This window comes from Paraclostridium tenue (genome assembly GCF_039521565.1).
Lineage (GTDB): Bacteria > Bacillota > Clostridia > Peptostreptococcales > Peptostreptococcaceae > Paraclostridium > Paraclostridium tenue.
In genome coordinates this window covers 82,230-100,017 of the sequence record NZ_BAAACP010000004.1, presented here as the reverse complement: position 1 = coordinate 100,017, position 17,788 = coordinate 82,230, and the positions used below count along the sequence as shown (strand labels likewise).

Annotated in this window: 21 protein-coding genes and 1 riboswitch; all 21 genes read right to left on the bottom strand. The window is 26.1% G+C overall.

The window, feature by feature from the left end:
• Positions 1–7: 7 nt before the first annotated feature.
• The 21 genes from fliF to ABFX13_RS04595 all read right to left on the bottom strand — a co-directional run bounded on the left by fliF (position 8) and on the right by ABFX13_RS04595 (position 17,780).
• A complete protein-coding gene (gene fliF / locus ABFX13_RS04695; RefSeq protein WP_346043127.1) occupies positions 8–1,582 on the bottom strand; it encodes a flagellar basal-body MS-ring/collar protein FliF in 1,575 nt (524 codons plus the stop codon).
• Positions 1,583–1,605: 23 nt separating this feature from the next.
• Positions 1,606–1,917 (bottom strand): flagellar hook-basal body complex protein FliE, encoded by a 312-nt coding sequence (fliE, locus tag ABFX13_RS04690; protein ID WP_346043122.1) that lies wholly within the window; start codon positions 1,915–1,917, stop codon positions 1,606–1,608.
• A gap of 14 nt (positions 1,918–1,931) precedes the next feature.
• Entirely contained in the window at positions 1,932–2,336 is a 405-nt protein-coding gene (gene flgC, locus ABFX13_RS04685) for a flagellar basal body rod protein FlgC (RefSeq protein ID WP_346043120.1), read from the bottom strand.
• A 4-nt stretch (positions 2,337–2,340) separates the two neighbouring features.
• Entirely contained in the window at positions 2,341–2,667 is a 327-nt protein-coding gene (locus ABFX13_RS04680; RefSeq protein ID WP_346043118.1) for a flagellar basal body protein, read from the bottom strand.
• A gap of 363 nt (positions 2,668–3,030) precedes the next feature.
• A riboswitch (cyclic di-GMP riboswitch) is annotated at positions 3,031–3,117 on the bottom strand.
• A 301-nt stretch (positions 3,118–3,418) separates the two neighbouring features.
• A complete protein-coding gene (locus tag ABFX13_RS04675) occupies positions 3,419–4,903 on the bottom strand; it encodes a CDP-glycerol glycerophosphotransferase family protein (protein ID WP_346043116.1) in 1,485 nt (494 codons plus the stop codon).
• Between the two features lie 494 nt (positions 4,904–5,397).
• Positions 5,398–6,048, bottom strand: a complete 651-nt coding sequence (locus ABFX13_RS04670; protein ID WP_346043112.1) for an NTP transferase domain-containing protein — start codon at positions 6,046–6,048, stop codon at positions 5,398–5,400.
• On the bottom strand, positions 6,021–6,623 hold the full coding sequence (locus ABFX13_RS04665; RefSeq protein ID WP_346043110.1) for an HAD-IB family phosphatase: 603 nt from the start codon (positions 6,621–6,623) through the stop codon (positions 6,021–6,023). Before ABFX13_RS04665 ends, ABFX13_RS04670 begins: the two co-directional genes overlap by 28 nt.
• A 23-nt stretch (positions 6,624–6,646) precedes the next feature.
• Positions 6,647–8,875 carry a glycosyltransferase gene (locus tag ABFX13_RS04660; RefSeq protein WP_346043108.1) on the bottom strand — a complete coding sequence of 743 codons (2,229 nt, stop codon included), beginning with the start codon at positions 8,873–8,875 and terminating at the stop codon, positions 6,647–6,649.
• A gap of 94 nt (positions 8,876–8,969) precedes the next feature.
• Complete coding sequence (locus tag ABFX13_RS04655) at positions 8,970–9,779, bottom strand: flagellin N-terminal helical domain-containing protein (RefSeq protein ID WP_346043105.1); 810 nt, start codon at positions 9,777–9,779, stop codon at positions 8,970–8,972.
• Between the two features lie 107 nt (positions 9,780–9,886).
• Positions 9,887–10,207, bottom strand: coding sequence for a flagellar protein FliT (fliT, locus tag ABFX13_RS04650; RefSeq protein WP_346043103.1), 321 nt, complete (start codon positions 10,205–10,207; stop codon positions 9,887–9,889).
• An 18-nt stretch (positions 10,208–10,225) separates the two neighbouring features.
• Entirely contained in the window at positions 10,226–11,719 is a 1,494-nt protein-coding gene (fliD, locus tag ABFX13_RS04645) for a flagellar filament capping protein FliD (RefSeq protein WP_346043099.1), read from the bottom strand.
• Positions 11,720–11,730: 11 nt separating this feature from the next.
• Positions 11,731–12,114 (bottom strand): flagellar export chaperone FliS, encoded by a 384-nt coding sequence (gene fliS, locus ABFX13_RS04640; protein WP_346043097.1) that lies wholly within the window; start codon positions 12,112–12,114, stop codon positions 11,731–11,733.
• Positions 12,115–12,128: 14 nt separating this feature from the next.
• A complete protein-coding gene (gene csrA, locus ABFX13_RS04635; RefSeq protein WP_346043094.1) occupies positions 12,129–12,341 on the bottom strand; it encodes a carbon storage regulator CsrA in 213 nt (70 codons plus the stop codon).
• A gap of 5 nt (positions 12,342–12,346) precedes the next feature.
• A complete protein-coding gene (gene fliW, locus ABFX13_RS04630; RefSeq protein WP_346043091.1) occupies positions 12,347–12,727 on the bottom strand; it encodes a flagellar assembly protein FliW in 381 nt (126 codons plus the stop codon).
• A 15-nt stretch (positions 12,728–12,742) separates the two neighbouring features.
• Positions 12,743–13,675, bottom strand: coding sequence for a flagellin N-terminal helical domain-containing protein (locus ABFX13_RS04625; RefSeq protein ID WP_346043089.1), 933 nt, complete (start codon positions 13,673–13,675; stop codon positions 12,743–12,745).
• 14 nt (positions 13,676–13,689) lie between these two features.
• Positions 13,690–14,964 (bottom strand): flagellar hook-associated protein FlgK, encoded by a 1,275-nt coding sequence (gene flgK, locus ABFX13_RS04620; protein WP_346043087.1) that lies wholly within the window; start codon positions 14,962–14,964, stop codon positions 13,690–13,692.
• A gap of 18 nt (positions 14,965–14,982) precedes the next feature.
• Complete coding sequence (locus tag ABFX13_RS04615; protein ID WP_346043084.1) at positions 14,983–15,396, bottom strand: flagellar protein FlgN; 414 nt, start codon at positions 15,394–15,396, stop codon at positions 14,983–14,985.
• Between the two features lie 12 nt (positions 15,397–15,408).
• Positions 15,409–15,669: a flagellar biosynthesis anti-sigma factor FlgM gene (flgM, locus tag ABFX13_RS04610; RefSeq protein ID WP_346043082.1), complete on the bottom strand. Its 261-nt coding sequence runs from the start codon at positions 15,667–15,669 to the stop codon at positions 15,409–15,411.
• Positions 15,670–15,689: 20 nt separating this feature from the next.
• Positions 15,690–16,013 (bottom strand): FliM/FliN family flagellar motor switch protein, encoded by a 324-nt coding sequence (locus tag ABFX13_RS04605; RefSeq protein ID WP_147545683.1) that lies wholly within the window; start codon positions 16,011–16,013, stop codon positions 15,690–15,692.
• A 19-nt stretch (positions 16,014–16,032) separates the two neighbouring features.
• Positions 16,033–16,458: a YaaR family protein gene (locus ABFX13_RS04600; protein ID WP_346043077.1), complete on the bottom strand. Its 426-nt coding sequence runs from the start codon at positions 16,456–16,458 to the stop codon at positions 16,033–16,035.
• Positions 16,459–16,487: 29 nt separating this feature from the next.
• Entirely contained in the window at positions 16,488–17,780 is a 1,293-nt protein-coding gene (locus ABFX13_RS04595; protein ID WP_346043075.1) for a GGDEF domain-containing phosphodiesterase, read from the bottom strand.
• Between the last annotated feature and the right edge of the window lie 8 nt (positions 17,781–17,788).

Sequence of the window (17,788 nt, the reverse complement as noted above, 5' to 3'; positions counted from 1 at the left end):
TCACCCTTTACTCATTTAACCAACTATTAACTAGATCTGTAACTTGATCTGGGTTATCAGCTGCAAACTGTTTAACCTCATCTTCTAAGCTTATGCTTACTTCGTCTACTTCTTCGTTACTATTCAATCTATTTTGCTCCAATTCTTCTAGTTTTTTGTTGATTAGTTCTACTTCATCTTCTTCTTCTACATTTTCTAACTCTGTAGGTTTACGTTTATTTTTTATAACCATATAAACTACCGTACCTATAAGTAATCCTAAAATAATTAAGATTATTATTCCTGTAACTATTAACATTGTTGATAATGACTTATCTTTGCTTATAGCGTTTTTGATAACTCCAAATGTACTAGTATCTTGTTTTTCTGTTTCAAATCCCATAGAAACTACTTTTACATTATCTCCTCTTTTAGGATCCATTCCTATAGTATTTGCCACCATATCTTGAACATTTCTAACTACATCATCACTTAAATTTCCATTTATAGCTACTGATGCTGTTATCTTATTTATTTCACCCTTTGCTTTTATTGTTTTAGTTTCAGTTTTTCCTGTTTGATACTGAATATTTTGTTCGTTACTTTCAGTACTTCCCGTTCCACTTTCGTTAACGTTACTCATATTATTATCTACGGCTCCACCTGTATTTTGTTTTTCAGTGGATTTACTGCTTGATTTTGATTCATTAGTAATTACTTTATTAGGATCTATTACAAGCTCAGTTTTTTCACTTGCATCAAAGTTTAGATCCGTATTTACAGTTGCTCTTACTTTACCTTGTCCAAATATTGGTTCTAAAAGACCTGTTATTGATCTTTCAAGTTCTTTACTTAAGTCTTTTTCAGCCTTCATAGCCTGATCAACATCACTTAAGTTAGAAGTATTTATATTTCCATTTTCATCAATTAAGCCTTCTGATAGTAGTTTCATATTTTGATCTATTACTTCTACATTTTGTTTAGGTACATTGTCTGTACTTGCGGAAACTAAACATATAATAGATCTTACTTGAGCTGGTTTTAGAGTTTCACCTGGATTTAAATTTAAATAAACTGCAGCTTTTCCTGGTACTGTTTCATTTGCAAAAACTGATTTTTCTCCTTCAGTTATATGTACTCTAGCACTTTCTACTTGTGGAAAAACTTTTATAGTTTTTTCAATCTCCCCTTGAAGCATACGTTGTTTTTTTATTTGGAACTCTTCATCTGTCATACCAAATGATGAACCCTCATCCATTATTTCAAATCCTTTTGAACCATTTGATACATTAGAAGACAATTCCATTCTCAATTTATCTACATCTTTTTTAGGAACTAATATACTATTTCCTTCTATCTTGGTATCCACTTTTTTCGATTCAAGTTCTTTAGTTACCGCTGCTGCATCACTAGATTCTAGTCCTGAAAATAAAACTCCATACTTGTTTGCTCTTGAATAACTTATCCCAAATACTATTGCTAGAATTAAAGATATAATCGCAACTACTATTGCTATTTTTTTCTTTTTAGATAAGGTACCAAACTGTTCTTTTTTAACCAACACAAAATCTTTTACTTTTTGTGGTAATTCCTTTATATTCATCTAAAATTCTCCTTGCTATAAAGTTATAATTGAACTCTATTTAGCTCTTGATAAGCTTCATATACCTTATTTCTAACTTCAATCATTAATTGCATTGACATCTGAGCTTCTTGAGCAGATATCATTACATCATGCATAGAAACATCGCCTCCTTTTAAAAGGCTCTCAACTTTCTTATTTGCATCTACTTGCTTGTCATTAACTTTATCTAATGCATCCTTTATTACATTAGAAAAGTTACTTTCTTTTTCTACACCTTTACTTTTTGTAGCTTTTAACAAATCATTATTTGTTAAGATGTTGTTTACTCCGCTTATAGCACCTATTCCAGTCATAAATCCACTCCTTTTTATCTACCTATTTCTAATGCTTTAGATATCATATTTTTTTGTGCGTTTAATGTATCTATATTAGACTCATAAGCCCTTGAAGCAGTCATTAAATCTGCCATTTCCACTAATATATCTACATTAGGGTATTCTACATAGCCTTGTTTATCTGCATCGGGATGATTGGGTTCATATAGTTTTCTAAGTGGCGACTTATCTTTTTCTATAGAGACTGCTTTTACTCCAAGCATTCCTAACTTTTTGTCGTAATTTTCCTCAAACACAGGAACTTTACGTCTATAAGCTCCACCTTCTTTAGTTCTAGTAGTCTTCATATTGGCAATATTAGATGAAACTATATCCATCCTTAAACGCTCTGCTGATAAAGCACTTTGACTAATTCGCATTCCTCCAAAAATACTCATCTAATTACCTCCCTGTTATGACACTTCTAGCCATTCCTAATTTTATATTAGTTAAAGTTATAAGTGCATTGTATTCAAGGCTTGCAGCTGCTTGATTAACTTTCTCGTTCTCTAAATCAACATTGTTGCCATCTACTCTCATCTTTGTGTTTTCATCTGTTTTGACTTCTATTTTTGGTTTTTTATTTATAGAGTCTTTCAATGTTTCTTCAAAGTTTACATACTTTCTCTTATAATTTGGAGTATTAATATTTGCAATATTGTTAGCAATGACTCTACTTCTAAGTTCTGTTGCATCTAACCCCATCTTGATTAAACTATATGTTTCCATTATTACCTCCTTTTTAGAATAAAAAAAACTACTCTTAAAGAGTAGTTTAATCACTTTTATAATATATCAATGATTGCTAATCGTATTATATAAATTAAAATTAAAATCAGAAAATAAAATATACCTACTTAATGTATAAGTCAAAATCAAATAAATATTTTCTAGTTCTAATATATCTAATAATCTAAGATTAAATATTTAAATGTTTTTGTATACTTATAAAATCATCTTAAGGTATATTAAAAAATCCAATAAATGCTTATATACATTTATACATATTTTTTGATTTTATTTGTAAATTATATAATTATCCATAATTCACGATTTTCATTTTATCAATGATAACAAAAAGTTTATTAACTCTTTGGCAGCTGGCTGGCGTAGTTTATATAAACATTAGCCCCTATAGTTTTGCGTCACTAGATTTCTCTAGATTTGCCTTTGAATATCATTATTCGACTTATATTTCTATTTTATACTATAATTCGACTTAATTCAAGCATTTACTTTAAATTCTAATTTTTCCAACAAATGGTAATTTTCAATATTGTTTTAAAATTAATTTTAAGATATCAAATTATATTAAAATTTACTTTAAAGTGATATGATTTTTTTTAATACTTTAATAAATAGTTTTATAATTAAACATTTATATCTTTTATTAAATTTTATTTTGCATAATTTAATTTTAATTATTTAATTTTTATTATATACAAATTTTAAATACATTAAAATTTGTATACAATATATATTAGAAATAATTCTCAATAATATCTTCTTTTATAAAATTATGAACTTTTTTGCCACAACTTCCATCAGAATTTACGATAACAGTATGTAAAGCTTTTAAACGTCTTTGTTTTTGTTTATCATTTTTTGTTACAACTAAATCGATAAATTTCTCAACTGTCATTCCATCTTCTCCAACTATATAGTTAGCAAAAATATCAAATACATTTTCACTGTAGTATTCTTTTACTAAATCTATATCATATATTAAAACAGGTTTACCTGTAGCCATATATTCAATTAAAACTGATGATCTGTCTGTTATTAAAGCATCAGAAACCTTAAAAGCCTCATAGTAACTTGGTGTATTATCTATAACTATATTTGCAGTAGCTTTTGATGATTCTAATAAATGGCTATATCTTTCATAACACTCTGGAGCTTTAGACTTAACATATGTAAGTTCTAGAGGGTGTGGTCTATAAATAAGACCATATTGTTGATTATTTTTTATAAGTTCAAAAACTTCTTCGATCTCATCTAAAACTTCGTGTCTACCATTTATTACTTTCATAAGATTTGTAGTCCATAAAAATACAGTTTTATCTTTAAATTTATCTTTATAATATTGGCTTATTTCTTGCTTTTCTAAACTATTTACTAAAGCATCAAACTTAGGTGATCCTAAAGATAAAATTTTTTCTTTTTCTAGCCCGCTTGCTTCTGCAATAACTTCAAACGAAGGCGATTGTACAACAACTTTATCAAAACTCCTCGTTGCTATTAAGTTATAAAAATTTATATAAAAAGAAACAGGGTAAGTTCCTAATATCCCATAAGTTATATAAACTAACATGTCTGTATGCTTTTTAAGATTATAAGAAAAATATTCGCTAACCACTTGAGTAGCAGTATTGTATTCATCGTATTGATTATGTACATATATAATATCTGGTTTTAATGATTCTAAGTCAAATTCTCTATAATCAATAACAGGGACATAATCTGGTAGTAAATTTCCTTCATAAGTTAATATTTTCTCTACTTCTCCATTTTCCTTTGAAATTAATCTAAAATAAGGTATTGGCACTACATAGCAATTGCAATTTTCATCTTCACTTGCAGCCTTCCATACACTCTCAAGACTATTCCACATAAAAGCATTATATGGCATAAAAACAATATCAAGTTTTTTATTAACTTTTTCTTGAATTATTTTTATCATTTCAAATAAATGCGCAATAGTTTCATCACAAGCTAATATCTTATTTTCAATGTGATTTTCATGAATACCAATAATATTGTTATAAACTTCTATCGATAATCTATTTAGCTGTTCATCACACTTTTTAACATTATTTAATGCATTTTTAATTGAAACTATCGCTTGTAGTGATATCTCACTCATAAACATGTAATCTGAATCTATATTATTTTTTATATATGTAAGCCCTTCAATTAGAGTTTCTAACAGTTCTAACATTTGTTGCTTTTTATTTATTTTCATAAAATCACATCACTTTCTATTTAAATGTCTTAACTCAGCCCTTGAATAATTATTTTCTCATTAATATAAAATAATGTCTTCCAATATCTGAATATTATTTTATCTCAGTTAAAAATCTCTCGTTTTAAACAACTTCAAATCTATTATCTATAAATTCATCTATAGTTGTATATATTGTTTTATATTCAGCCTTTAATTCTTTAGAATAAAGTTTTTCTAGTATAAGCTGACTTTGAGTAGCTATAAACTAGCATACATATATAATTGATTTTTTATCTAGTATTTTCAATATATTATTAAAATTATTTTTTAGTTTTTTATCCTTTGTATACATAGATGCTACAGCTAACAATACAGTATCAAAGGTACATTTTCTTTTATTATTTTTAACAAATAGTCCATATGTAATAATTATACTTAGATTTATTATTTCTTACTAAATTAGGAATTTTTTTATTTTTCATTAATTTTACCTGCTCTTTTTAATCTGCTATTTATTTATAACCATTTTTAAACCATTCTAAAGCTTCTTGATATTCTTGCATATTGTCAATTTCTTTTAAATTGACTGGAACTGCTTTTAGTGGTAAGTTTGGCGTGATAAGTTTATATACATGATCACTTCCACACTTAAGTTTTTCAGATGATACTTTAAGTAGACCTGTCCATTCATACTCTCCACTTTCTCTTGAAAAACTTGTTACAAATTCTTTTCCATCAATAAAATCTGTTCTTGCATAAACAGGTTCCCTCGTGTATGGATAACAAACTCCTATTGCTTCTTCATCATCATTTAATACAAATCTTTCAAAGTCTTCTGGGTTAAATAAAACATCGCCATCAAGAGAAATTATCATATCTCTTGCATGTTTTTTGCCAAGTGAAAGACTTGCAGCAGTTTTAGTTTCCATATACTTATGATTAAATACGAATGTAATATCCTTTCGATAAGAACAAACTACATCTATTAATTCCTTAGCTTGATATCCTACAACAATTCTTATATCATCAAACTTGTCCATACACTCTAACTGTCTTATTATCAATGGTTTACCGTCAATATCAATTAATGATTTATTAGTATTTAGTCCCAATCTAGTTCCCATACCCGCACAGCTTATAACAATTGTCTTAGAAACTGACACAATCTTCCCTCCTCATAAAATGCATAATCACATACCTTCAATACACTTGGAGCAATATCTCTTACACCACCAAATCCAATTCCGATATCAGCCACTTCTATCATTTTTGCATCATTACTTCCATCCCCAATGGCAACAATTGGACCTTCTAATGTCTTTATAACATCTTCTTTTTTTATTATATGACTTATCCCTTTTATTTCTCCATTTTCTACACAAGCTTTAGATGAAAAATACCTTCCTTTAAATCCCATTTCATCCATAAACTTACAAATCCATGTATCTAAGTTTCCAGTTATAATCATACATCTATCAATATTTTCTAAAATAAATTTAACAAGTTCATCATTTAATTCAATATTTCTAATTATCTCACGTACTTTTTCTATAGATACTTTTTTTAAAAGGTCAACTCTCATAGAGAAACTTTTTTCAAAAGATAGTTCTCCAAGCATAGTTTCTTCAGTTATTTTGCTAATGCTTTCATGTTCACCAATATATTTTGCTATTTCTGGTAATATTTCTACCTTTGTTAAAGTTGAATCTAGGTCAAATACAAATTTATATTCGCTCACGCTATTCCTCCCTTGTGATCTTTCTATAATTGATCTATGCTTTTTTTAGCTTCTTCAACTATATCTTTATCATCACAATTTTCAATTATTTTTTTATAAAATCTCTTAGCTTCTTCTTTATCCCCTAGCAATTCTTTTAAATAAGCAATGTTAAAAACAGTATTAAAATTATTCTTTTTATGTAGCCAGGATTTTTTTAATAAAATTTCAGCTTCATTTAACTTTCCTGTCATTAAAGCTATTACAGCTTTCATATTTAATATTTCAGCTTCTTCACTAAATATAATTTCATACTCTTCAATCATTTTAATTGCTTCATTTAGATTACCGTTATTTATACTACTTTCTATTAATGATTTATATTTCACTTTAAGTTCTTTTAATTCTGCACCTTCATTTAAATTTTCTTCAAACTTAGATATTAGAAGTTTAATACATTTTTTATGATGAGGATTATCAATTAATAAATCTTTTAAATTTCTTATATAAGCTAATTCATCTGTATCTTTGTATTTATCAATTAGATTCATATTAACTACAAATTCATCTTCTTTATTTCTCAATAAAGTTATTAACTCTTCATCTTTTAACTCATTATTATAAACCTGCTTTATGCATTCATATGTATAACTTATATACATTAAAAATAAATTTTCATATTTATCTTTAACTAAGTTGCCATACATTAACAACGATTTAGATAAGCAACTATATACTTGAACCTTTCTATAATCAAGAGTATTTGAAACCCCATCCAAATAATGGTATAATTTAATTATGCAATTTCTTTTAGTTTTTACAATATAATCAGCGAAAGTTTGCATCTCTAGATAACTAACCCCTTTTAAAACATTTTCTATATTGAAATTATTTTCTAAAGCATAATATAAAAGTTCTGCAAAATACACTTCTTTTTCACTATTTAAAATTTCATTGTAAATTTCTTCATTTAAGACTTCTCCTAATCTTATTTTATTTAAAATTCCATAATTTCCACCTATAGTTGAAAGTAATTTATAAATTTTTGGTTTATCATTTTCTTTCACTCTATTTAAAATAGCTTCTATAGCTATTTTAAATTTATTTTCTTGAGCTATAGATCCTGAAATTTTTTCATATAATTCAATTATTTTTTCTTCTTGATTAAGCTTGTAGAAACTCATGAATATAACTAAATATGCATCTTCTAATACTTTTATTGAAATGTCGTCTATATCTTTTACAACCTCTTCATACATTTCTAATTTGTAGTAGTTATCAATTATATTAGATTTACAGTTTTCTTTATGAATTAATGTATCAAAGTTACATTCAATATGACTTGCTTGTGTAGTTATATCATAGTTTTCTAAAAGATATAAATACCTTTTATAGTTTTCTATACTCTTTTTGTATTTGTTTAATTGCTTTTGGCTAGTTGCTAAATAATAATATATATCTATATTTTTATTGTCTTTTTTTATATACTTAGTACATAACTTTTCGCACTTCTCAAATTCAGTTAAATCTATATATAAGCTAGCTAAATCTAAAGTTACAAATATAGGTATATAGTTAATTTTAGTATATATATCATAAGCTTTTTCCATATAATAAAGAGCATCTTCATACTCATTTGCTATTATATAACTTTTTCCTAATTGATAATTCATATATGGATCATTAGGAGATTTTTTTACTTCTTCTATTAAAATTTTTTTATTTCTAACATCTTTTAATTGTTTAATTTCTTCATCTTCAAATAAATATCCATAATGATCAAACATAGCTATATCAGTATATATAGGATTTTTAAATATTGGTTGCTCATGTATAGCTCCTTTATATCCAAATCCTTCATAATTTTTAAATAACCTTAACATAGGAGAGATACTATAACTTTCTCCATCTTGTGAAAGAATATTCTTTAATGTTATACATGCACTATTATATTTATTACATAAATCTGAATTAAAAAATTCTTTAAGCTTATCATAGTTAGTTAACTGTTCATCCGCATCTAATATAAGTATCCAATCTCCACTTGCATGACTAATCGATATATTTCTCATATGTGCAAAGTCATTATTCCAACTGGCAAAAAATACCTTATCAGTGTATTTTTTTGCTATTTCAACAGTGGCATCATCAGACCCTGTATCTAAAATTATAAGTTCACTATTTATCTCTTCCATTAAAGGCTTCAATGCTTTTAAGGTTTTATCCAAATATCTTTCCTCATTTTTTACCATCATCACAATACTTAATAACATATTTAATATCCCTTTCAAATAATTAAATTTAAAAATAAAGAGTAAAGCATATGCTTTACCCCTTAGTTTAAAATTTAATTAATTAGTTAGTTAATTATCTTAATAATTGAGTTACACTCTCAGGTTGTTGCTTAGCTTGTGCAACCATAGCTTGAGATGCTTGAGTTAATATATTTAACTTAGATAACTTAACCATTTCCTTAGCAACATCTATATCTCTTATTCTAGACTCTGCAGCTGATAAGTTTTCAGTAGAAGTTGTTAAGTTAGAAGAAGTACACTCTAATCTATTTTGAGTTGCTCCTAAGTTAGCTCTTCCTGTGTTTATGCTTTCTAAAACTTTATCTACTGCATCAAGGAATGTTTGAGCAGCTTTTGAAGTTGATACATCAGTAACCTTAGATAAAGTCTTAGCTTGAGCAACTAAATCTATTGTAGTTATAGTTCTTACTTCTTTATTAGCTCCTGCTTGTATTGTAAATGACTTAGTTCCACTTAATAAGTTCTTTCCATTGAATTTAGCTTCTTCACCTATCTTAGTCATTTCTTCTTGTAATTGATCTAATTCAGTTTTTATCTTAGCTCTGTCTGTAGTAGAGAAAGTATCATTTCCAGCTTGAACTCCAAGTTCTCTCATTCTTTGAGCTATATTTCCAGCTTCTTGTAAAGCACCTTCAGCAGTTTGTACCATAGATATACCATCTTGTACGTTTCTATCTGCTTGCTCCATACCTCTTATTTGAGCTCTCATTTTTTCAGAAACAGCAAGTCCTGCAGCGTCATCTCCAGCTTTAGTTATTCTTAATCCTGTAGATAACTTCTCCATAGATTTTCCTGATAAAGCAGTGTTTTTTGCCATTTGATTAGTAGCAACCATAGCATTTAAGTTAGTGTTTATTCTCATTTTTATACTCTCCTTAGTTTTTACGACATCCTTGTCTTATTTTTTTATACAATTACTTGGCCAAGTATTGCTTACAATAATATATATCGGAACACTTTTAAAAAACTTTATACTTTTTTATTAAAAATATTTAAATTTTTTTTATTATAATTAATATATGAGTTATTTGCTTGTTTAGACTTCTTGTGTTCCATTATTTCCATCTTAACTTTAATAATATGTTCTTCTATCAATTTATATATTTTTTCATCTATTTTAATTATCCCATCTTCAACAAGCCTTTTTTTAAATAACTTTATATCACTTACATTATCTAAAATTTGTTGTCTTTTATCTAAAAGTTTTTCAATATCATAAGCATTATTATTTTCCAACTTTTCTATAATATCTAGTGATATTTGCTTATACCTTTTAGTTACTTCCTCCATAAAACTACCTCCACAAAACTACACTTGAGCAAAGTAGTTCATTTGAGAATTCAATTTATTCATACTAGCTTCTAATTGTCCAAATTGTTTATACAGCTTCGTTTCTTTATCATCCATTTTTCTTTGAAGTTTTTTTATCATGTCTTCTTGTCTTTTTAATTGTTCTGAGTAATAGTTTTTTACAACAGATGAAGTTTTTTCAAGTCCTGCTTTTCTTGCAAATATAGAAGATGAGCCACCAACATATTTATGCATAGTATTTTTCATATTCTCTAACATACTATCTTTTTCACCTACAAAAGCTTTGAAAACTCGATCGCCTTCATTTTGAAGAGATTTTCTTAATTTATCTTCATTTATAGATAATTGACCTCTTTTATTATAATCTTCATTTGAAGTTAAACCACATTCATTTAAAAATTGAGCATTTTTACCAAATATAGCATTTTGCATACTATTCATAAAACTTCTCATTTCAGAATCATTTCTTAATAATCCTACTTTAGCTTTCTTTTCCCACTTTTCAATTTCTTTTTCACTCATATCTTCCTTTTGAGCATTGGTTAAAGGCTGGTAGTCTTTATTTTTCTTTTCAGTTACAAGTCCATATACCTTATCCATTATTTTGTTGTAATCTTCAACAAACTTTTTCATATTTTCAACTACAGGTTCTACATCTTGAGTTGAATTTATTTCTGTAGTTCCTATAGAATGAACACTATAATTTATTCCATCTATAGTAAATAAATTTGACTCTTGATTTATTTTTATTTCAGGTGATCCATCTTTTGTATTAACTTTTATTTCAGCATTTTCTCCTTTAGATTCTTTACTTAATCCTAAAAAGCTTAATGCATCAGATGAATTACCGTTAGCGTCAACAATATTTAACTTAGCACTTTTACCTGTTTTATTAGTTTTAATAGTGAACTTCCCTGTCATTTCACTAAAACTTGCTTTTACTTTACCATCAGTACTTTCATTTATTTTTGATATTAAAGAATCTAAAGTATCATCAGATTTTATAGTTATTTCTTTTGATATCTCTTTATCTCCATCTCCATATTTTATAGAAAACTTACGTTCTCCTTTTAACCCTAAAGTATCTAGTTTTGCACCTTTAATTATTTTAGTTCCATCTTTAGTTGTATCTGAAGATGTACTTGCAGGTTTAGCTAAGTGCTCTACAGTAAAACTGTAGTCTATATCATTAGCACCCGCACTTCCAGTTGCAGTCATTACTTTTTCATTAGAACTTGATATTTTAACTGAATTCCAAGCTTTTGAACTTGTTATAGAGTCTTTTGATGTTACTGAAAAATATTTATCTTGAAAACTTTTTACATCTTTCATCACATCTCTATATATTTCTTGTTGCCATTTTATAGTTTGTTCTTTTTGCTTTGCTCTATCAACTTTTTTTTGTTCTCCTGAAAGCATTTGTTTTACTACACTATCAGTTTCCATACCCGTCGCAAGTCCTGGTAACCTTACACTATTTACTCTTGTCATAATTATGCCTCCTATTTACCAGTCTTTATTTTTCTATCAACTTCATACCACATATCTCTTATTTCTTCTATTAAAGGTAATACATTATCTATTATATTTACATCTTTTTTTATATTAGCTCTAGATAATTCATTTTTTATAAATTCATAAACATTATATAAATTTTGCATGTATTTACTAGAATCTTTGTCTAGAGTTATCATAAGTTCTAAAAATATATCTTGAACTCTAACTAACTCTTTATGTGCTCTTTCCATATTTTTATCTATTATAGCTAATCTAGCTATCTTTGTATATTTAACTGCACCATCTAGCAACATAAGTAATAATTGTTCTTTAGATGCTGTGTTTACAGAATTTTGTTTATATGTATTATATGGATTTGCCTTATACATAAATTTCTCCTCACCTACTTAAATAACTTAAAAATATCATTAATTTTAGCTATAGCTTTAGAATTTTCATCTTTTACATTTTCATATATTTCTTTTCTGAGTATAACCTTATCTTTAGGTGCATCAATAGCTAGTTTGACACTACCATCATCTATCTTTACAACTTTTATTTCTATATCGTCTCCAATTAGTAAAGATTCATCTTTTTTTCTAGTAATTACTAACATTTTTATCACTTCCTATTTATCAAAGGTTCTTTTATTTGATATTTATCATCTTGTAATATTAATTGTTTCCCTTTATTATTTTTTATATTTATTATTATAGGAGCTTTTAAATTTACTGTACTTTTTTCTAAGGTATTTCCTAGAGTTATTATATTTAATAACAATACATCTTTAGGTGTTTCTATTTGTAATGACTTTATAGTTTCATCATCTAAATTTATTTCATAATCCTTTTTTACATCAAAAGGAGATATAGCTATAAATCCTATATTTTCTTCTTCTGTAGAGTTAATTAATTTAAATTTAGAATCACCTTCAATGTCACTCAGTATAAAAGTTTTGTAATTTTCAAATCCAGGAAGTCCTTTTTCAAATGTTATATTCATAATTACTCCTCCTGACTATCTTAAATAATCCATTACACTAGGTTGTATTAATTTTGACCCAACTTGAATTGATATATTATAAAGCATTTCTGCTGATTTTAATTCTATAAATTTATTTACATGGTCTACATCTTGGTCTAAAGATAATACACCTTTCATATTTAATATATTATCATCATTAAAATCTTTTATTTTTTCTGCAGTATTTACTCTAACTCCAAAGGTAGTTCTTGTATCTACAGTATGATTAAAAAGTTTATCTATATCATCTTTTACAGTTCCTAGTAATTCTTTTTTATTTTTTTCTACGTCTTTACCATTTGATATATCATTCATAAGTTTTGATAAATTATTTATTTGATCTAAATAATTTTTCCCATCATTTTCAAAAATTTCTTTAGCTGAAACATTATAATCCATAGTTATTCCATCTGAAATTTCAGCTTTTAAATCTTTATTATTTACAGCTGGATTTAATTTTAATGTAACAACTCCATCTTTTTCTTCAAATGATACTGGAACTTCATCAACTTCAGTTCCACAAAACATATGTCTTCCACCATGTGAAGTATTTAATGATTCTGCTAGTTCTTTAATTTTTTCATTTAGTTCTGCGTGTATAGCTTTCATTTCTTCATCTGAGTAAGTTCCATTACCTACTTTTAATAAATTGATTTTTATTTCTCCTAGAGTATTCCCAACTTCTGCTAGAGTTGCATCCGTATTATTCATCCAACCTGCTATTTCATCTATATTTTGATTATACTTTTCTGTATATTTAATTTCATTGTTTAAATTCATTATTTTAATGGCCTTGTGCGGATCATCTGACACTCTGTTAATTTGTTTTCCTGAATCAAGTTGTCTATTTATAGCATCCCTTCTTTGTAAGCTTTGTTGCGTATCATACATATGATTTCTAATCATTGAAGAATCTGTTATTCTCATACCTGCCTCCTAAGTTATCTTATTAATCCATTTACTACAACATTTAATAATGAGTCTATAGTTGAAATCACTTTAGCACTTGCATTATATGCATGTTGGAATTGAACTAAGTTTATCATTTCTTCATCTAAAGTTACTCCAGATACGTTAAGTCTTGAATTATCAACATCTTTTAAAATTTTACTTTGATTTTTTTCATTTCTTATAACTTCTTGAGTTTCATTTCCTAACCTTTGAATTATATCATTATAAAAATTGTTTATAGTGATATTTTCTCCACCTATAGATACTTTTTCACCTTTTAATTTATATATCTTTTGTGCTATTTCTGATGACACATTTATATCTGTTTTTTTGCTTAATATATCATCTTTTACTTTTAATATTGGCTTATCTGCAACTTCAAAAAAATCAATTCCTAAAATCTTATTTACATTATCTTTTATACCTTCAGCTAATTTTTTCACATCATCTTTAAAGCCATTTATCTTATCTATCATATCCAGTGAACCTTTTATTTCACCCGATACACCTTTTATTCCTTTAAGATCTGCTTCTGTTATATCTTTTCCATTTTCTAACTTTTCTTTTAATAACTTTTGAACATCTTCATCTTGAATATTCATTTTAAAACTTAGATCATCTAAAATTTTATCTCTTTCATCTAATAAATCATTAGGAGATTTCCCACTTCCTTGGACTAGTTTTATATGTCTTTCTAATTCTTTTAATTGATCTAATTTACCATTTATTTCTTTTATATTTTCATTTAATTTTATTTGAGCACCTTCGCTTAATTTATCTAATTTATTATAAGCTTGATTTATTTTTTTTGATAGATAGTCACTATTTTGTATAACTATATCTTTTGCTCCTTTATCTTTTTCATTTTTAGAAAGCTCTTGCCAACCTATAAAGAAATTATTTATAGATGCTGATATTCCATTTTCTGAAGGTTCATTAAATATTGTTTCCATATTAGTATAGTGATCATATTTAATCTGTATTTCTCCATAATTGTGACTTTCACTTCTAAATTGAAAATCATAAAAAGTATTTCTAATTCTAGTAATGTCTGTAGCTTCAACTCCTGTACCCAGTTGACCTGCACCTAAAGTACTGTTATATCCTGGATAACTATATGCACTCCTTGCACTTTGTTCTACTTTTTGTCTTGAATACCCAGGAGTATTCATATTATTGATATTATGAGAAGTTGTTTGTATTGATGCTTGACTTACACTCATTCCTGTTCTTGCTGATTGTAAGCTACCTAATAATCCTGTCATAGTTTCTCTCCATTTCTCCTATTTGCCTACTTGCCCATAAGCATTGTAAGTACCTATTCCTTGATTTGGTTTTATAACATTCATCATTTTTTTTGTAAAAAATAATCTTTGTTTTAAAATAGTTTGATTTGCTTCTTTTTGCAATTCAATCATTTTTATATTTGATTTTATTTCTTCATATGCTTCTTTAATTTTCTCATCATCACAATTTTCAATTAAAGAACTCATACTAATTTCTTCTGTAATTATATTTCTTCTTTGTATTTCTAACTTAGCTATATCTCTTGATATATTCTCTAAATCTTTAGCTATTTTATCCATCTTTGTTACTTCTTTATTAATTATGAACTCATGCTGTTCATCTAATAAATTTAATAATTTTTTAAATAACTTTCTTTGTTCATATATTATAACTTTTAATTCAGGGTTCAAATCTTTTTCCTCCTAAAGTTTTTCAATTATCTTCTTTGCTAAATCTCTAGAATTTACTTTGTAAGTTCCACTTTCAATTTGTTTTTTTAATCTATTAATTTTTTCCATATCCATTGATTCTTCTTTTGAATTAACTTTACTTAAGTATTTACCTAATTCAGATAGTTCTAATGTATCTGTTTTATTTTTGTTTTTATAATTATTATAATTTTTTATTTTATCCATTTTATATATATTATTGAACGCTATTTTTACATCATTGCTAACTTTCAAAATATACCTCCTCAAGAATTTTAATATTCTTCTTGCATTGATTTTATTTTTGATAACCTTACTGCTATCCTATCATGAATTATCATACTTTCTCCACTTGCTATATTAACTCCATTTACATTTATATCTAAAGGATCTTCTAAACTTTTTTCAAGTTGTATTACATCCCCAACCTTAAAATTAACTATTTTTTCTATTTTTTCACGAGTAGATCCTACTAAAACTTCTAGTTCCATCTTTGCTTCTGATATAGATTCTATAGCATTTATAGGTTCTAATTCACCTAATTCTAATTGTTCAAATTTAGGTTCATAAACTTCTTTTGTTTGTTTTTCATTTTGCATAAATTTATCTCCTTATATCTTATAAATATAAATCAATTAAAAGTCCATTAATTTCATCAATTTGTGATGCCATATCTATATTTTCTTTTTCATTATTAAAGAAATCTCTAGTTATACTTTCTAGTTTTTCATTTACTACATTTACTGTTCTAAAGTAGTTTTGATTCCAAAAACTATCTTTTTTATCTATTTCATAAGCATACTCAACTACAGATTTTAAATATTTTTGTATAGCTTGTTTATAACTAATAACATCTGTATATCCTTTTGTATGTATTAACTTTTTACCTATATCTTTTATTTGATTTAAATATTTATCTACTTCTTCTTTTGTTTTTAATTTATTAACTTGATTAAAACTTTCACTAAAACTTATTCCCTGTTTAATTTTTCTTGTATCTATGCTAGCACTTTCTTGAACTATTTTAAAATCATTTATCTTCATAATTAACCTCTAATAAAATTAACTTATAGCTAATTTGTCATACTTTTGTATTTGCACTTTCCTACTGTATCTATTAATTCGTCTAAATTCATAGGTTTATAACAATAATACCCTTGTACTAAATCACAATTTATAGTTTTTAACATTAAATACTCTGATTCAGTTTCTACTCCCTCTGCTACAACTTTCGCTTTAGTTGTATGAATCATTTTTATTAAACTCTTGATAAACATAGGATTTACATTCATATATTCTACTAATGATTTATCTATTTTTATTTCATCTACATTATAATTTTTTATATAATTTATAGAATTAAACCCTTTACCAAAATCATCTATAGATATTTTTATTCCTGTACTTTTTATTTCGTTTATTATATCGTTTATTTTTATAATATCTTCTATATTTTCACTCTCAGTTAATTCTAGTTTTAATAAATTAAAATTAAAATTAATTTTATTTATACTATTTATCAAATCTTTAATAAAAAATTCATTCTCTAGTTGATTTGGGGATATATTAACCGATAAATCTATTTCTGCATTCACTATATCATTTAAATATTTTATATCTTCACAGGCTTTTTCTAATATCCATTTTCCAAGTATGTTTATATATCCATATTCCTCTGAAAAAGCTATTATTTTTTCTGGATTTATATATCCATGTTCAAAGCTAAACCACCTTATCAACGCCTCTACTCCAACTATCTCTCCACTTTGCAAATCAACTTTTGGTTGATAATATAATTTTATTTCTTCTTTTTTTATAGCTTCTTCTATAGATTTTATACTTATATAATCATCATATCTTTCATTATAAATCTCAAATCCACTTCTTTTTTTTGACAAACTAGACATGCACACTTCCAATTTAGAAGTAGCATCTTCTATATTTAAATCTTTGTCTTTATATATAACAGCTGCAATATTAAATTGAATATATATCTTATACTTATTTTCAACTTTATCTAACAATGTAGCCATTATATTATTCATAAATTTTTTAATATATGCTTCATTTACATTTGGTGTATATATAGCAAATGCAAAATTTGATAGTCTAGCTAAAATCATATCTTTACATTTATAGTTTAAATTTTTAGCTATAAATTTTATTATCTTATTACCTTTTTCAACTCCATAATTAATATTTATAAAGTTTATTCCATCAATTTTAATTCTTATTATAGTTCCATTTGACTTCCATTTTATATAATTACAAAAATACTTTTTATTGTATAAGCCTGTAAGATTATCTTTTCTTGGTATACGCAAAAATATATTTTTCTTAATTTTTTTTAGTTGTCTTTTTTTCATATTTTTCT

Bases quoted from the DNA above. Each gene is read 5' to 3' on its own strand.
- fliF (WP_346043127.1), bottom strand. From the start codon at position 1,582: ATGAATATAAAGGAATTACCACAAAAAGTAAAAGATTTTGTGTTGGTT.
- fliE (WP_346043122.1), bottom strand. From the start codon at position 1,917: ATGACTGGAATAGGTGCTATAAGCGGAGTAAACAACATCTTAACAAAT.
- flgC (WP_346043120.1), bottom strand. From the start codon at position 2,336: ATGAGTATTTTTGGAGGAATGCGAATTAGTCAAAGTGCTTTATCAGCA.
- ABFX13_RS04680 (WP_346043118.1), bottom strand. From the start codon at position 2,667: ATGGAAACATATAGTTTAATCAAGATGGGGTTAGATGCAACAGAACTT.
- ABFX13_RS04675 (WP_346043116.1), bottom strand. From the start codon at position 4,903: ATGAAAATAAATAAAAAGCAACAAATGTTAGAACTGTTAGAAACTCTA.
- ABFX13_RS04660 (WP_346043108.1), bottom strand. From the start codon at position 8,875: ATGTTATTAAGTATTGTGATGATGGTAAAAAATGAGGAAAGATATTTG.
- ABFX13_RS04655 (WP_346043105.1), bottom strand. From the start codon at position 9,779: ATGAGAATAAACACTAACTTAAATGCTATGGTTGCTACTAATCAAATG.
- fliT (WP_346043103.1), bottom strand. From the start codon at position 10,207: ATGGAGGAAGTAACTAAAAGGTATAAGCAAATATCACTAGATATTATA.
- fliD (WP_346043099.1), bottom strand. From the start codon at position 11,719: ATGACAAGAGTAAATAGTGTAAGGTTACCAGGACTTGCGACGGGTATG.
- fliS (WP_346043097.1), bottom strand. From the start codon at position 12,114: ATGTATAAGGCAAATCCATATAATACATATAAACAAAATTCTGTAAAC.
- csrA (WP_346043094.1), bottom strand. From the start codon at position 12,341: ATGTTAGTAATTACTAGAAAAAAAGATGAATCTTTACTAATTGGAGAC.
- fliW (WP_346043091.1), bottom strand. From the start codon at position 12,727: ATGAATATAACATTTGAAAAAGGACTTCCTGGATTTGAAAATTACAAA.
- ABFX13_RS04625 (WP_346043089.1), bottom strand. From the start codon at position 13,675: ATGAGAATAACAGATTCTTCAATGATTAGAAATCATATGTATGATACG.
- flgK (WP_346043087.1), bottom strand. From the start codon at position 14,964: ATGACAGGATTATTAGGTAGCTTACAATCAGCAAGAACAGGAATGAGT.
- ABFX13_RS04605 (WP_147545683.1), bottom strand. From the start codon at position 16,013: ATGCAAAATGAAAAACAAACAAAAGAAGTTTATGAACCTAAATTTGAA.
- ABFX13_RS04600 (WP_346043077.1), bottom strand. From the start codon at position 16,458: ATGAAGATAAATGATTTTAAAATAGTTCAAGAAAGTGCTAGCATAGAT.
- ABFX13_RS04595 (WP_346043075.1), bottom strand. From the start codon at position 17,780: ATGAAAAAAAGACAACTAAAAAAAATTAAGAAAAATATATTTTTGCGT.